The following is a 15,768-nucleotide window of genomic DNA, read 5'->3' as shown; positions in this document are numbered from 1 at the left end:
CGGTGCTTATTTGTGGCTAGCATAATCATCATCCGTGCGCTTCGTCCAATTCGTGGCTAAAAAACGCTCTTCGCAGTTTCAGCCCTTCATGGTTTCATGTAAACTTGCCAACTTCGAGTATGATAGCCTTATGCTGATCAACATTGATCTGTATGTTCTATGTTCTATGTTCTAAATCTATGACACAACCCTATTTTTCAACCACACCCATCCACGATCCGCGCGACTTTGTTGGGCGCGAACGTGAGATTGTTCAAATTAACGAAGCGCTGGCGGCTGGTCGCTCATGTGCAGTGATCGGCCCGTCAGGCAGCGGCAAAACCTCGTTGCTGCATCATATTGGCCAAGCTGTGGCCATGGTGCTCGACGAACCACCTCAAGTGGTTTTCTTGAGCCTTGCCCGAGTTAACGAGGCGCGTGATTTGTATTCGCCAATGCTGCGGGCGTTGCGAGCCAATGGCGATGATGAACTCAGCCTAACTCAAGCCTTTCACGAAGCGACAACGCCACCGATGTTGCTGCTACTCGACGATTTAGAATCGGCAGGCATGGGCTGGATTGGAGTAGTTCGTAGTGCGCTACGTGGTTGGGTTAACGAGGGCTTTTTGCAAATTGTCGCTGCTAGCAGCCAACCGCTTGATCGAATTGCCACTGATTTACAAAGCACGCTCAGCCAAATTACCCTAGCGCCTATGCCCGAACGCGAAGTCCGCAGTTTGATCACAACCCTGACCCAAGGTGCTAACTTGAATCCAGATCCTATCACCATCAGCCAAGTGATCAAATTGGCAGGCGGGTATCCAGCAGCAATCAAATTAGCGTTGGAGCTTTGGGCGCATTCGCAAGCCACCACTCAATTTGATTGGCAACAGCTGTTTCGTGAGCGACAACAAGCCGCCCATGCTGGCAGTTCGGTTGCTGGCTATAGCACCGCGATCGAAAGCGAAGCGTTGCCAACCACGGTTAAGCAACATCCAATGCAGCCGAGCAAGCCGGCTGCCAAGCCCGAAGAACCCCAACGACCGCGCAGTTACAAAGCCGACGATCCTAGTGAATTTTTGATTATGCTGATTTTATTGTCGTTGGCAGTGTTGGTTGGCTATTTGGTTGGCTCATGGCTAGGTTGGCTTGTGGGTGGCTTGATTTTGGGCATTTGGGTTGGCTTGGCTCATGCGATGGTGCGCTGGCGTGGCAACGGAGCACTCAGCCATATCTATGTGCGAGCTACGCGCTGGTTGCCCGTGGTTGGTCGCTTTGCCCCCAAATAATTCCCACGTATGCTGATTGGCACTAGGACTAAGAACCTACTACGTTCTGATGAAAAACTATGGTATTATCAGCCGCAGTTAGGCGAACCAAAGGCTCACACGCTTAATTCAACATCCTACAAATTTGATTGTGTTCGTTAGCAAGCATCATTTGCTGCCGACTTTGCGAAATATGGTACAATCGCATTTTTAGAATAATCGTAAAGCTCGCAAGCGATGATATTGCACAACAAGGAGGTTGGCATGAAGCTGGAGCGTAATTTGGGGTTTGATCTCCAACGGGCAACCGAAGCGGCTGCGTTACGTTCAGCCCGCTGGATGGGTCGGGGCGATAAGAACGAAGCTGATGGTGCGGCGGTCGATGCCATGCGGTTTGCCCTCAATGCCACCGATATGGATGGGATTGTGGTGATCGGCGAAGGCGAAAAAGACGAAGCACCCATGCTCTACATTGGCGAGCAGATCGGCAACGGCAACGAACCACGGGTCGATATTGCGGTTGATCCAGTTGAAGGCACAACCTTGCTGGCCCAAGGCATGCCGGGGGCAATTGCGGTCGTCGCAGCAGCCGAACGTGGCAGTCTATTCAACCCACCAGGGATCGTCTACATGGATAAAATTGCCGTTGGCGAATCGGCCAAGGGCAGTATCGATATCAACGCTTCGGTTGAAGACAACATCCGCAGCGTTGCCAAAGCACTTAAAAAACGGGTCGAAGATGTAACCGTCATTGTGCTTGATCGGCCTCGCCATCACGATGTTATTGCGCGGATTCGTGAAATGGGAGCGCGGATTAAACTGATTTTGCATGGTGACGTTGCAGCCAGCCTCATGCCGAGCATGCTTGAGGCTCCCGCAGATATTCTCATGGGCATTGGCGGAGCACCCGAGTCGGTGATTTCGGCCTGCGCCATGAAGTGTACTGGTGGCGAGATCCAGTGTAAGCTCTGGCCGCGTAATGACCGTGAGCGTGACCTAGCCCGTCAGAACGGCTTGAATCTCGACAAAGTGTACACGACCAACGATTTGGTACAAGGAGACAATATTTTTTGGGCGGCGACGGGAATTACGACCGGGGATTTTCTCAAGGGCGTACAATTTTTTGGGTGGGGTGCTACCACTCACTCGTTGGTAATGCGTTCGGCCTCTGGCACAGTGCGCTACATCGAGTCTCGTCACCGTTGGGATAAATTGATGCGGATTTCAGATTTGCCGTTTGCCGAGCACTAAATATACCGTCACTGCTTGACTTAGAAATTGCTTAAAATCGAGCAACGTCATGATTAAAAATGGCGTTGCTTGCTTTTGTCAGTCGTGGTATACTGCGTGCGACGCATTTGGGAATCCCCTTCCAGCGTCACATTCACACATCTCCAAACAGCAGCCAACTTTTTAAAACGCAACTGATTAGTTACATCCCCTCACAAGATCGCTTCCCATTGTGGGCACGTCCGTGAACGCATGGTTGTGCGGCATATTGGCTGAACTATGCTATTAGTTCGCCACGCAACGCCATTGATTTTTTGAAGAGGTCGGATGATGCACGCCCGCTGTAAGAATTCATCGTAGGAGGATAGCACGGTGGTCAACCTTGCTGATTTAGAAAACAAAACGTTGAGCGACCTCCAAGAAATGGCTCGGGAGCTAGATATCTCTGGCTATAGTCGCCTCAAGAAACAAGACCTCATTTACAAATTAATTCAGGCTCAAACTGAACAAGCAGGCAATATTTTCAACACCGGGATTCTCGATATCGTTTCTGACGGTTTCGGGTTTCTACGCAGCGACCGCATGTTGCCTGGCCCCGATGATGTGTATGTCTCGCAAACTCAAATTCGCCGCTTTGGCCTCCGTACTGGCGACCGCATCTCCGGCCAGATTCGTCCTCCCAAAGAAAGTGAACGCTATTATAGTTTGCTGCGGGTTGAATTAGTTAATGGTATGGACCCTGAGCAAGCTCGTAAGCGCCCCCATTTTGAAAAATTGACCCCGATTTTTCCCAATGAACGCTTTATTTTGGAGACTGAGCCGCAAATTCTTTCAACTCGTTTGGTTGATTTGATTGCACCAATCGGTCGTGGTCAGCGTGGGCTGCTGGTTTCGCCACCCAAAGCTGGTAAAACGATGTTGATGAAGGCGATTGCCAATGGTATTACCACCAATTATCAAGATGCCCATCTGATGGTCTTGTTGATTGGTGAGCGCCCTGAAGAAGTCACCGATATGCGCCGCTCAGTCCGCGGCGAAGTGATTGCCTCAACCTTCGATGAGCCAGTTGAAGATCATACCAAGGTTTCTGAAATGACCCTCGAACGAGCCAAACGCTTGGTCGAAGGCGGCCAAGATGTGGTGATTTTGATGGACTCGATCACCCGTTTGGCGCGGGCTTACAACTTGGATATGCCGCCATCAGGCCGAACCTTGACTGGTGGGATCGACCCAGTGGCCTTGTACCCTCCAAAACGCTTCTTTGGTGCTGCTCGTAACATCGAAGGCGGCGGCTCGTTGACAATTATCGCTACCTGTTTGGTCGATACTGGTAGCCGCATGGACGACGTGATTTACGAAGAATTCAAGGGTACTGGCAACATGGAATTGCACTTGGATCGGCGCTTGGCTGAACGCCGCACCTATCCGGCAGTCGATATTGCACGCTCTTCAACCCGGCGCGATGAATTGTTGCTCTTGCCTGAGCAATTGCGCCAAGTTTGGACATTGCGCCGTATGGTCAGTATGTTGGGCGAAAACGAAGGCACTGAATTGGTGCTGACGCGGATGTCCAAAACCCGTACCAACGATGAGTTCTTGCTGACCCTCAACAAGAGCCTCTAAAACTTCGTAACTGCGATGTTTCCCTGTTCTCAGTCATTGAGGGCAGGGAAGCATTTTTTAAAGGATGAGGGATGAAGGATGAAGCGTGCGAAGGTTAAGGTTTAGCCACGAATTACACGAATTACACGAATTACACGAATGACTCTTCTCTAATGTTATGTTCTTTGCTCTATGTTCTATGTTCTTTGTATGCACATTATATTTCCACTGCCCATTCTAACCCCTGAATCCTGATCCCTCGCCATTACTATTTTGCCTTTTGATTTTACGTTGCTCGTTCTTTTGTCTGATGTTGGGGAGTTACCACCCATGCTAAGCTTGAACTATTGATTGTTTTAGGGAGTTCTACCAATGAAAATCAACCGTTTGATGATCGGAAACCAAGCTTTAGAACCCATCCAACAATTTAGGAGATCATCGAACCTATGTTATTGCAGATCAACAACCTCAACAAAGCCTATGGCCCACATCAAATCCTCAGCGATATCGGGTTAATCCTCAATCGTGGCGAACGAATTGGCCTCGTCGGCGCGAATGGCGTTGGTAAATCGACCTTATTGCGCTTAATTATTGGCCAAGAGCCAGCCGATACTGGTACAATTCGCTGGGGCGAGGGCTGTGAATATGGCTATTTAACCCAGCAATTAATCACCCCTAGCGATCTAAATATTGAGCAATTACTGGCCGCCAGCCAACAACAGCTCAGCCAACTCCGCCAACAGCTTGAGCAATTAAGCAGCCAAATGGCCCATGCCGACCCCGATCAACTTGCCGATCTTTTAGAACGATATGGCGATGTGGCCGAGCGCTTTGAGTTGCGTGGTGGCTATGAGCTTGATCATCGGATTGATCAGGTGTTGGGGGGCTTGGGATTAAGCCACCTGCCACGGGATCGCTCAGTCCAAGCGCTATCGGGCGGCGAGAAAACCCGACTTGGTTTAGCCGCGCTCCTGATTAGCAACCCCGATTTGTTATTATTGGATGAACCAACCAATCACCTCGACCATCAGGCTAGCGCATGGCTTGAAACTTGGCTCCAAGCCCATAGTGGGGCAATTTTGGTAGTTTCGCACGATCGGGCTTTTCTTGATCAAGTGGCAACCACAATTATTGAGCTTGATGAACATACGCATCAACTCAAAACGTACCCTGGCAACTACAGCGCCTATTTTGCCGCCAAGCAAGCTGAACGCGAACGCTGGGAAGCTGATTATCAACGTCAGCAAGCCGAAATTCGCCAATTGCAAATGCGAGCCAAAGCCCAAAATCAGCAAGTTGCCCATAATCGAGCGCCACGCGACAACGATGGTTTTATTTATCACTCCAAGGGCGAAAATGTGGCAGCGGCTGTTTCACGCAATCTGCGTTCAGCTCAACAAGCGCTTGAGCGTATTTTGGCTGATCCGATTCCCGAGCCACCCAAACCACTCGCAATCAACCCAACCTTTAATCCCAACCCCGATGGCAGTCAACAAATGCTATCGATCGAAAACCTAAGCTATCAGCGCGAGCAACACAGCATCCTCGAACAGATCAATTTAGAACTACGGCCACGTCAACGGATTCTGATCACAGGAGCCAATGGCAGCGGCAAAACCAGCTTGCTTGACCTGATTGCTGGCGATTTGCAACCAAGCACAGGCCAGATTCGCTATGGCCCGAACTTGCAAATTGGCTATTTACGCCAAGAATATCAGCGGCCCAAGCCTGAGCAAAGCCTATTTGAAGCCTATCGCGAAGGTTTGCTGGGCTTTAACAAAGATTTGATCAATGAGCTAGTTTGGTCGGGCTTATTTCGCTATGCCGAAGTAAATCGGGCGGTTGGCAGCATTAGCACAGGTCAGTTGCATAAGTTACAATTAGCCCGACTGATTGCCGCCCGCGCCAATTTGTTATTGCTCGATGAACCAACCAACCATCTAAGTTTTGATGTTTTAGAGCAATTTGAGGCTGCGCTCAATCAGTTTACTGGGCCAATCATTGCGGTTTCGCATGATCGGCGCTTTATTCAGCAGTTTGCTGGCGAGATTTGGCATTTACAACAGGGACGGTTAACGCGCCTATGCTAACATCATTTGAACAAACAATTATCGAACCAGCCCGTTATCAGCTAGAAACTTTGATTATTGGTCAAGAGTTGCTTGGCCTCGAACAAACTGCCTCAACCAACAGCCTAATTCGCGAACGCGCTTTTGCTGGAGTATCCGAAGGCTTGGTGATTGTCGCTAACGAACAAACCGCTGGCCGTGGACGACGTGGACGCAGTTGGAGCGCTCCGGCTGGCAGCAGTTTGTTGCTTTCGCTACTACTGCGTCCAACCTGGCTCTTGCCAAGCGAAAGCTTTTTATTAACTATGTTGGCTTCGGTGGCGATTAGCGAAGCAATCGAACGCGAAACTAACTGCAAGGTTGAGCTAAAATGGCCCAACGATCTATTAATTAATGGGCGTAAATTGGCAGGCATTTTGGTTGAGCTAGAAACTGCTGGCCCCGAACGGCTACGCTGGGCCGTGATTGGGAGCGGTATCAACGTCAATTGGCAGCCAACCCAAGATCCAAGCATCAACCAAGCTGCCACATCGTTGGCCGTGGAATGTGGCAAGGATGTTGATCGGGCGGCCTTGTTACGGGCAATTTTGCAAAGCTACGATCGCCAGTATCTCAGTTTGCGCAGTGGCCGCCGCGAAGCCTTACGTCAAGCATGGCTTAGCCGTTTAACCACGCTCGGCCAAACTGTCGAAGTTGAGTTGAGCAGCCACAATTTTAGCGGCGTGGCCGAATCGGTTGATCAGCATGGTGGCTTGCAAGTGCGCAGCAGCGATGGTCAACTGCACACCGTCTATGCTGGCGATGTTAAAGTTCGCCCAATCGCGCAAGCCTAATTTGGCAGCACATTCGATAGCCTAGCGTTGCTCAAGTCCCAAGGTTTGACAGCGTTTTAGGCTATTGTTATACTCGCCACGTTGTGACACCTGTCACATGAATTAAAGGCCACAATGCATGCAGATCGATTCCCTTGCGGCAAATCAACTACCAACCTCGCGCTGGCAGCGTTTCCAACCTTGGCTTAATCTGCTTGGGGTTATTTTTTTCATGCTGGTCGCCTTGGCAAGTTTTGGTTTAGGCCAGAGCTTGGTTTGGCTGACAACCCATACGCTTGAAATTGGCGCAAGCCTTAGTTTTATGCTTGGGGGATTGTTGCTGCCTGGCTGGGCCGTGATCCGCTGGTGTAGCCCAAGTGGCCGCTTCGATCGGCTTGAACGTTGGGCGTTAAGTTGGAGTATTGGGATTGCCCTGCCACCAATCTTGCTCCAACTCGCCGATCTAGTTGGCTTACCAATTAATCGTTGGCTAGTATTTGGCTATGGTGGGTTGGCTTTGCTGGCAGCAATCTGGCCCAAAAAATCCAGCACTTGGCCTGATCGCCTAACCGAGCTAAAACGGATTCGGCCATCGAGCCATGCTTGGTTGCTCATTGGATTAACCAGCGTAATTGTGTTGCAACGCTTGCTGGTCGTGCGCGATTTGGCGGTGGCACAATGGGGCGATTCGTATCATCACTCGATGATCACCCAACTATTACTTGATCATGGTGGTTTGTTTGAAACATGGCATCCCTATGCCGATTTAACTACATTTAGCTATCATTATGGGTTTCATGCCAATAGCGCTTTTTTGGCATGGTGGGGTCAATTATCGGCCACCAGTGCTGTACTATATATGGGCCAAATGATCAATATTGCAGTTGGCCCGTTGGCCTATCTTTTAACTCGCCGTTTGAGCGGCAACAAAGCTGCTGGCATCATCGCGCTCGTATTCACCTGTTTTTACAACACCATGCCCAGTTTCTATGTCAACTGGGGACGTTTTACCCAACTAACTGGCCAAGTTATTCTGGTTGGGGTTATCGTAGCATGGTTGGCTTTACTCGATTACAAAGCCTTTAATTGGCAATTAGTGGGTTTAGCGGTTATTTTGACCACAGGCTTGGTGCTGACCCATTATTTAGTCACAATCTTCGCTGTGATTATTTTGATGCTGATGGTGCTGGCTTTAGTAGCTCAACATCCACGTTTCGATTATGCCAAACAGGTGCTTTGGCGAGGCGGCGCAGTTGGTTTGATCAGCGCCGTGTTGGCCGCGCCATGGCTCTACACGATTGTGCAAAGCAAGCTCACAGCGATTGCCCGCAACTATGTCACTGGCTACAGTCAAAGCTATGCTAGCAGTGTAGCCACCTTGGTGGCAATCGTGCCATTTTATATCAAAGCTCCCTTGATGATCTTAATTGGGCTGGGATTGTGGCTGGCTTGTGCTCAGCGCAATTGGCGCATGCTTTGGCTCGCCATCTGGAGCCTTGGGCTAGAATTGATTGCCGTGCCCTATGTGCTGAATTTGCCTTTAAGTGGCATTATCACAGGCTTTGCAGTAGCAATTATGCTCTATCTGCCACTGATTCCGTTGGCGGCCTATCCCCTCGGCTGGCTCTACCAACGCTGGCAACATTGGCCCTGGCTGCGTGGTGTAAGCATGGTTTTGCTATTACTGACGATTGCATGGTCTATGCCATGGCAAAGTACCTTGGCCACCGACCAATATCGCATGTTTTTCGCAGGCGATCAACAAGCGCTGAATTGGATTGAGCAAGCTACTGCTGCTGATGCCAAATTTTTGATTAATGGCATTATGAGCTATGGCGATGCGCTGGTGGTTGGCGAAGATGGAGGGGTTTGGATTCCGCTGCTGACGAAGCGCCAAACAACGATTCCCCCGCTAACCTATGGCTCGGAGAAAGCCAGCGATCCCAAGTTTGATTACAATGTGTATTTATTGTATGAAGCGCTGCGCACAACCCCCTTGGCAAGTGCCGAAGGCCGCCAATTATTGCAGGCCCAAGGCATCGATTATATTTATAGTGGCGTGCGGTTGAGTCAAAATAATCCCAAATTTCAACAAGATATTCAAGCACTCCGTTATCTGCCAGAGCAATTTCCAATTGTTTACGAGCGTGATGGAGTGGTGATTTTTGCAGTAAAGGCGCAACAATGAAACTATGTGTGGTTGGACCAACCTATCCCTACCGTGGGGGGATTGCTCATTACACCACGCTGTTGGTCAAACATTTGCGCGAAGTTGGCCATCATGTGCGATTTTATTCGTATACTCGCCAATATCCGCGCTGGCTCTTCCCGGGCAAAACCGATAAAGACCCCAGTGCTACACCATTGCGGGTCGAATGTGAATATGTGCTTGATCCCACCAACCCAATTACCTGGTGGCGCTTATGTCGCAAAATTCGCGCCGATCAGCCGGATTTGGTAGTATTGCAATGGTGGGTTCCCTACTGGACACCCTCGCTAAGCTATATTTCGCGCTGGCTGAAAAAGCACACCAAAGCCAAAGTTGTCTATATTTGTCACAATGTAATGCCCCACGATGGTGGTGGCTTTTTGGATCGGCGTATGGCTTCGACGGTGCTCAAACAGGGCGATGCCTTGATTGTGCATAGCGACCAAGATTTGCATCGTGCCCAAGCGCTGTTGCCGCAAGCTGCCGTGCTGAAATCGCAACTGCCAACCTTCGAAGAGGTCGCCAAGCACACCGATGCGGCGGCGATTGAGCGCTTGCGTGGGCAACTTGGCATCGCCAGCGATCACGATATTTTGCTATTTTTTGGCTTTGTACGCCCTTACAAAGGCCTAGAATATTTGATTCAAGCTTTGCCGTTGGTGGTGCAAGAACGGCCTGTACATTTGCTGGTCGTTGGCGAGTTTTGGGCTTCGCCAGAATTTTATCAGCGCTATACCCGCGAATATGGGGTTGAAGCCAATGTGACCTTTATCAATCGCTATGTGCCCAATGAGGAACTTGGTCCCTACTTTGATGTGGCCGATGTGGTCGTGCTACCCTATATTTCGGCGACCCAAAGCGCGGTCGTCCAATTGGCCTTTGGGCTTGGCAAGCCCGTCATCACCACGCGAGTTGGCGGTTTGCACGAAGTTGTGCGCGATGGCGTAAATGGCTTAGTCGTGCCACCACAGGATGAAGTTGCTCTAGCCAAGGCGATTCTGCGCTATTTTCAGGCTGAATTAAAAGCCCCGATGACCGCCGCCGTCCAAGCTGAACGTGGTCAACAACTGCATGGCTGGGAAAATCTGATCAACTGCCTTGAACGAATTGGGGCCAAATAATGCGGCGGATCGTTTTTCTGATCACGATGGGCATTGAACGGCCTTCAGGTCAACGCTACTTTAATCTGGCCAAGGAATTGGTGCGCCAAGGCGATCAAATACGCATCTTGGCTTTGCACCCCGATTTGGCACAATGCCAGCAACGTCGCTTTGTACAGGACGGGGTGGAAATTTGGTATGTTGGCCAGATGCACTCGCGCAAACGTCATGGCGAGGTACTGCCATTTTCGCCCTTGCAATTGTTATGGGTCTTGATTACTGCGACCTTGGGTATGCTTTGGGCCATTCTCTGTTCGCCCGCTGAGATTTACCACCTTGGCAAACCGCAGCCAGTCAATGGCTTGGCGGCGATCTTGGGTGTGTTGTTGGGGCGAGGTCAACGCTTTTGGGTCGATTGCGATGATGATGAAGTTGGTAGCAATCGTTTGACCAACCAAGCGCAGCGCATGGTTTTTAGCTTTTGGCAATGGCTCTTGCCGCGTTTGGCTAAAGGCGTAACCGTCAATACCCAAGCCTTGGCGGCGCGGATGCTCACAGCACGGGTTGCCAAAATTGTCTATGTGCCCAACGGTGTTGATCTGAGCCTCTTCCAAACGCCAGATTCAGCAATTTTGGCAGGCTTGCGCACAAGTTTGGGCTTGGATGGAATGCAGGTGATCGCCTATGTTGGCACAATTGCCTTACACAACCACCCGATCAACCTCCTGCTCGATGCTTTTGATCAGCAATTAAAGCATGATCCACTAATTCGGCTGGTGTTAATTGGTGGCGGCGAAGATCTTGGCTATGTGCAGAATTGGATTCGTGAACATAGCTATACTGAGCGGATCTTGTGTCTTGGACATCAAGATCGGCGCACGATTCCTCTGTGGATGGCGCTTGCCAACGTCACGGTTGATCCAGTGTATGATGATATGGTGGCACAAGCCCGCTCGCCCTTGAAGCTATTTGAAAGCTTGGCCTTGGGAATTCCCCCAGTTACTGGCGATGTCGGCGATCGGCGGCTTGTGCTGAATTTTGCTGCTGATCGGTTGATCGCTCCTGCTGGCGATGCACTAGCTTTGGCCCAAACTCTGCAAGCAGTGCTCGCAACCTGGAGCGAAGCTGATCGCCAAGCCTGCTTTGAACGAGCGGCTGACTATGCCTGGTCGGCGTTGGCGCTACGTTGGCGAGTAGGCTACGAGGAATCTTATGCGAACCATCCACTTGGCCCGGCCTCAACCAAATAGCGAGTTGGGCAATGATTAAGGAATCTACGCCAACTCAAGCCAGTGTGGCCGAAGCCCCTGCCCCAGCCAAATTGCCACGCGCTCGGCTTTTTCAGATCAGCTTTGGGGTTGGCGGAGTGATGCTGGCGCGGGTGTTGGGAATTTTTACCCAAATTATTTTGGCACGGCGCTTGGGGGCTGAGCAATATGGCTTGTTCAACTCGCTGTACGCCTTGCTCAACCCACTGATTATTCTGGCCAATTTGGGGTTGGATAATTGGCTGTTGCGCCAAAGCACTGATCGAGTGAAACTCAATAAATCGGTAAGTCGGGTATTTGCCTTGCGTGGATTTGTGTTAGCAGGCCTGTTATTGGCCGCCGCACCGTTTGTCAGCATGCGTAGCCCAGAATTTACCCCGCACCTGATTGCCTTGGCCTGCGCTGGAATTATTGGCGATTTATTGGTTGGCACTGCTGATACCGCTTTGCGAGCATCGATTCAGGTACTCAAAGCCTCAAGTTTGCAAATTCTGGTTGCATTTAGTTTGTTTGTGCCAATTTGGTTTACCCCCAGCTTGCCATTTTCCACGGTGGTGATCTATCGCTGTATTGCGGTAGCCTTGGGCTTTGGCCTGAGCGTCTACTATTTGCATGGCATTTTGCGCTGGGTTTGGCAACCACGCCAATGGATCAATACAATCGGCGAGGCCCGTTTCTACTTTGTCTCCGAGGTAATGGCCTATTTGACCTTGCGGGTTGATCTCTTTTTGGTCGCCTTGCTGCTGCCAACGATTAATTCAGGCATTTACGCACCGCCACTAGCGATTATCAACAACACCTTTTTAGTGCCTAGCATTACCGCCCAAATTTTGCTGCCAATGATCGTCAAGCATCCACCGCGCTCGCCACTCTATCGCCGCGTGATTAGCTTGGCAATTGGCTTGAGCATCCTCTACGGCTTGGCATGGTTCGCGCTGCTTACCTGGTATTCCGATTGGATTATCAACCTGATGTATGGGTCGCAATATGCCGCTGCAATTCCGTTGTTGCAAATTATGGCGATTATTCCGTTGCTCAAAAGCCTGAATTTCTGCTGGGCGACTTTTATGGTTTCCAACGATCAGCAGCCATTGCGGGTCAAGTTGCAAACAATCGGGGCCACAATTAGCATTCTCGGCAATTTTGTCGTGATTCCGTTATATGGATTGCATGGCGTAGCAATTATCAACATGATCACCGAAATTGCCCTGTTTATCTCGTATGGCTATGGTGCATGGCTGACCTATAAGAAAGTGATGCGATGAAGGTTTTATTATTAAATGCGCATTCGCCGCAAAATGCTGGCGATTTGGCCTTACTTGAGCAATCGTTGGCCCATTTACGGGCAGCGTTTCCCCATGCCGATCTGAGTTATGTGATCAATCAGCCTGATCCGCCCGAATGGCTACCCGCTGATGTAGCCTATATTCGGTCGATCCATGAACATAAAACCAATTTGATCAAAGATGCGCCCAAGCCACGGCGTAAATGGCTGATGCTGGGGCTAGCAATGTGGTTGGTCAGCATCAGCCTAATCTATCGCTGGACACGCATCAAACTCAAGCCCGCCAAAACCAGTGCTTGGCGTGAACTACTCGACCACTATTTTGAAGCTGATGTTACGGCGGCGATTGGTGGCGGCTATTTGTATGCGACCAAAGCCTTCGACCTAAACTATATTTGGGTTTGGTTGGGTGTGGCCTTGCCAGTGCTGATGAGCAAGCCGCTTGTGATGTTGCCGCAATCGTTTGGCCCGGTCACTGGCAAAATCAACCAAATGCTCTTGGCGTGGTTGGTCAATCGCTCGGTATTAGCCTATGCTCGCGAAGAACGTTCGCAACACTATCTCTACAGCATTGGGATTAATCAGCCAGTGCCTGTTGTGCCCGATGTGGCCTTCAACTGCCCAACCGTCGAGCCAACCCAAGCCGAGCACTATTTGGCGCGTTGGTGGCAACCAGCCAAACGCCCTGCTTTAGTCGTTGGCATCACAGCAATGGATTTTGGGATTCAGCACCCAGGCTCGGGGTTTAGCCATGGCCAGCGTTATGAGCAAGCCTTGCTTGATTTGATTCAGCACATCGGCCAGCATGATGATGTGCATATCTTGCTGTTTGCCCAATGTGTTGGAGCCAGCCAGGCTGAGGATGATCGGGTGGTAGCGCGACGCTTGATCGCCCAATTACCAGCCGATACCCCAATCACCTTTATTGATGATCGCTTGCAACCAGCCATGCTCAAGCAACTGTATAGCCAGCTTGATTTGCTGATTGCAACCCGTTTGCATTCGGCGATTTTTGCCTTGAGCACCACCACTCCTAGCTTTGTAATTGGCTATTTGCACAAATCGGCAGGCGTGATGCAAATGCTAGGCTTGGCCGATTATCAAATTCCGATCGAATCGATCGATAGTGCGAACCTTATTCGTGCCTTTGAACAAACCTTGGCTGCCCAAGGCCCAATTAAAACTATCTTGCACAGCAGCATTCCAGCACTGCAAAGCCAACTTGAAGGCCTACCCAGCCAAATTCGGGCGGCGGTTGGCGATTGGTTACGAGGAGCAAAGTAGCAACCTATATGCGTAAAATAACTGTCGCCCATATTATTACCGGTTTCGCCAGTGCTGAAGGCGCAGGCGGCTCAGCCCTGTTTGGCATTGAAGTAGCGCGAGCTTTAGATAAAAACCGTTTTCGGCCAATTTTGTGTGGCATTCATCGTTTTGATGCACCTTCGGAGCAGCGTTGGCTCAAAACCTTGGCCGATGAAGGCATTGAAACGCGGATTATGGTGCATGAACGTAGCAAATTACGCTACGATATGGTGCGATTCAGTACCTTACTGAATTATCTGATTCGTGAACAAGCGGTTGATATTATTCATACTCACGTTGAGCGAGTGGAATTTTTCATTAGCTTGCAAAAATTACTGCACCCTAGCTACTATCCTAAACTTGTTCGAACCCTGCATGTTAATTCAATGTGGGTAACCCGCCCGATGGTTCGGCGCTTGATGAATATTGTTTACACCCAACTATTTAGTCAAGAAATTGCGATCTCCCAAGCAACCAAAACCATGCTTGATCAGCGCAAAGCGGCTCGGCTATTTGGGCGTTCAGCGACCGTGATTCAAAATAGCTTACCCTCGGCTCGCTTGCAACAATTTAATCGGCCCAAACAACATATGCCATTTAGCCCACCACGATTTTTATTGATTGGGCGCTTAGAAATTCAAAAAGCCCAAGATATTTTTATTCAGGCGGCGGCTTTAGTGTTACAACAATACCCTGAGGCTGAGTTTTGGTTGGCAGGCGAAGGCACACAAGAGGCCAATTTTCGCCAACTAACGGCTAATTTAGCGATCGAGCATGCAATCAAATTCCTTGGCCCGCGTGGTGATATTCCCGAAGTACTCAGCCAAGTTGATGTGCTGGTTTCAACTTCACGCTGGGAAGGCTTTGCCACAGTGATTTTAGAGGCAATGGCGGCGCGAACACCAGTGATTGCCACTAATATTGGCGGTAATAACGAGCAAGTGGTTGATCGCGAAACTGGGCTTTTAGTTGAGGTTGACAACCCAAGTGCCATAGCTGAGGCCATGATTTGGATGCTTGAACATCCAACAGAAACGGCGCTGATGGCTCAGCGCGGCTACGAATGGGGGCAGCAGTTCACTATGGAAGGTACTGCCGCCCAGTATGGCGAAATCTACGAGCGCTTGCTTAGGGAGCAAAAATATCAACCTTAAGTGGGCCTAAATCGAGCTTTTGATCAACTTTCGCATCAATCACGAGCGTTACTTGATCAGGGCCGAGCAAAATTTTGTAATTGCTATAGACATCACCAACCACCACCACATAGCGATGAGGTGGGATGTTTTCAAACACAAAATCGCCCTGATCGTCGGCAAAGGTGATTGGGCTTTGAGCAGTGTTGAGCACAAAATTGGTTTCGCCGATTTCGTTATCATAGGCTTCGGCCAATTGGACCTGAACCTGGCTATAAGGTTGGTTGTTGGTTGGGTTACTAACATTGCCAAAAACTGTTGCTCGGCCACTTTCAGGATCTTTAATTTGAGTCAGATCAATATCTTGCCCAAAGTCGCTACGAGTGGGGGTAGGTGGGACTACAGCGGTTGGCAATGTACTATTAACGGTAGGGGGAATACTCGTATCGCTACAACCAACTAAAGCCCCGATTAGTAGCCCTACTAAAATTATTTTGCGCATCGAAAA

At 50.0% G+C, this 15,768-nt stretch carries 12 protein-coding genes; 11 read left to right on the top strand and 1 reads right to left on the bottom strand.

Going from position 1 to position 15,768, the window contains the following annotated elements:
• Positions 1 to 179 precede the first annotated feature (179 nt).
• The 11 genes from ABEB26_RS16095 to ABEB26_RS16045 all read left to right on the top strand — a co-directional run bounded on the left by ABEB26_RS16095 (position 180) and on the right by ABEB26_RS16045 (position 15,281).
• Positions 180 to 1,268: an nSTAND1 domain-containing NTPase gene (locus ABEB26_RS16095; RefSeq protein WP_345723068.1), complete on the top strand. Its 1,089-nt coding sequence runs from the start codon at positions 180 to 182 to the stop codon at positions 1,266 to 1,268.
• Positions 1,269 to 1,511: 243 nt separating this feature from the next.
• On the top strand, positions 1,512 to 2,498 hold the full coding sequence (gene glpX / locus ABEB26_RS16090; protein WP_345723067.1) for a class II fructose-bisphosphatase: 987 nt from the start codon (positions 1,512 to 1,514) through the stop codon (positions 2,496 to 2,498).
• 351 nt (positions 2,499 to 2,849) lie between these two features.
• The gene (rho, locus tag ABEB26_RS16085; RefSeq protein WP_012190910.1) at positions 2,850 to 4,100 is read left to right on the top strand and encodes a transcription termination factor Rho; all 1,251 of its coding nucleotides are present in this window, start codon (positions 2,850 to 2,852) and stop codon (positions 4,098 to 4,100) included.
• 425 nt (positions 4,101 to 4,525) lie between these two features.
• Positions 4,526 to 6,169 carry a ribosomal protection-like ABC-F family protein gene (gene abc-f, locus ABEB26_RS16080; RefSeq protein WP_345723066.1) on the top strand — a complete coding sequence of 548 codons (1,644 nt, stop codon included), beginning with the start codon at positions 4,526 to 4,528 and terminating at the stop codon, positions 6,167 to 6,169.
• A complete protein-coding gene (locus ABEB26_RS16075) occupies positions 6,163 to 6,981 on the top strand; it encodes a biotin--[acetyl-CoA-carboxylase] ligase (protein ID WP_345723065.1) in 819 nt (272 codons plus the stop codon). Before abc-f ends, ABEB26_RS16075 begins: the two co-directional genes overlap by 7 nt.
• A gap of 118 nt (positions 6,982 to 7,099) precedes the next feature.
• Positions 7,100 to 9,148 (top strand): hypothetical protein, encoded by a 2,049-nt coding sequence (locus ABEB26_RS16070; protein WP_345723064.1) that lies wholly within the window; start codon positions 7,100 to 7,102, stop codon positions 9,146 to 9,148.
• On the top strand, positions 9,145 to 10,290 hold the full coding sequence (locus ABEB26_RS16065) for a glycosyltransferase (RefSeq protein ID WP_345723063.1): 1,146 nt from the start codon (positions 9,145 to 9,147) through the stop codon (positions 10,288 to 10,290). Before ABEB26_RS16070 ends, ABEB26_RS16065 begins: the two co-directional genes overlap by 4 nt.
• A complete protein-coding gene (locus tag ABEB26_RS16060; RefSeq protein WP_345723062.1) occupies positions 10,290 to 11,519 on the top strand; it encodes a glycosyltransferase in 1,230 nt (409 codons plus the stop codon). The genes ABEB26_RS16065 and ABEB26_RS16060 overlap by 1 nt, the downstream gene beginning before the upstream one ends.
• 11 nt (positions 11,520 to 11,530) lie before the next feature.
• Complete coding sequence (locus ABEB26_RS16055; RefSeq protein WP_345723061.1) at positions 11,531 to 12,802, top strand: lipopolysaccharide biosynthesis protein; 1,272 nt, start codon at positions 11,531 to 11,533, stop codon at positions 12,800 to 12,802.
• Positions 12,799 to 14,106, top strand: a complete 1,308-nt coding sequence (locus tag ABEB26_RS16050; protein WP_345723060.1) for a polysaccharide pyruvyl transferase family protein — start codon at positions 12,799 to 12,801, stop codon at positions 14,104 to 14,106. The genes ABEB26_RS16055 and ABEB26_RS16050 overlap by 4 nt, the downstream gene beginning before the upstream one ends.
• An 8-nt stretch (positions 14,107 to 14,114) precedes the next feature.
• On the top strand, positions 14,115 to 15,281 hold the full coding sequence (locus ABEB26_RS16045; protein ID WP_345723059.1) for a glycosyltransferase family 4 protein: 1,167 nt from the start codon (positions 14,115 to 14,117) through the stop codon (positions 15,279 to 15,281).
• Here ABEB26_RS16045 and ABEB26_RS16040 read toward each other — a convergent pair.
• Positions 15,256 to 15,762 carry a hypothetical protein gene (locus tag ABEB26_RS16040; protein WP_345723058.1) on the bottom strand — a complete coding sequence of 169 codons (507 nt, stop codon included), beginning with the start codon at positions 15,760 to 15,762 and terminating at the stop codon, positions 15,256 to 15,258. The two genes, ABEB26_RS16045 and ABEB26_RS16040, sit on opposite strands and share 26 nt — an antisense overlap.
• Positions 15,763 to 15,768 lie beyond the last annotated feature (6 nt).

Source organism: Herpetosiphon gulosus (assembly GCF_039545135.1).
GTDB classification, from domain to species: Bacteria; Chloroflexota; Chloroflexia; order Chloroflexales; family Herpetosiphonaceae; genus Herpetosiphon; species Herpetosiphon gulosus.
Note: the sequence above shows the minus strand (reverse complement) of the source record. Positions and strands in the feature narration are given on the sequence as shown.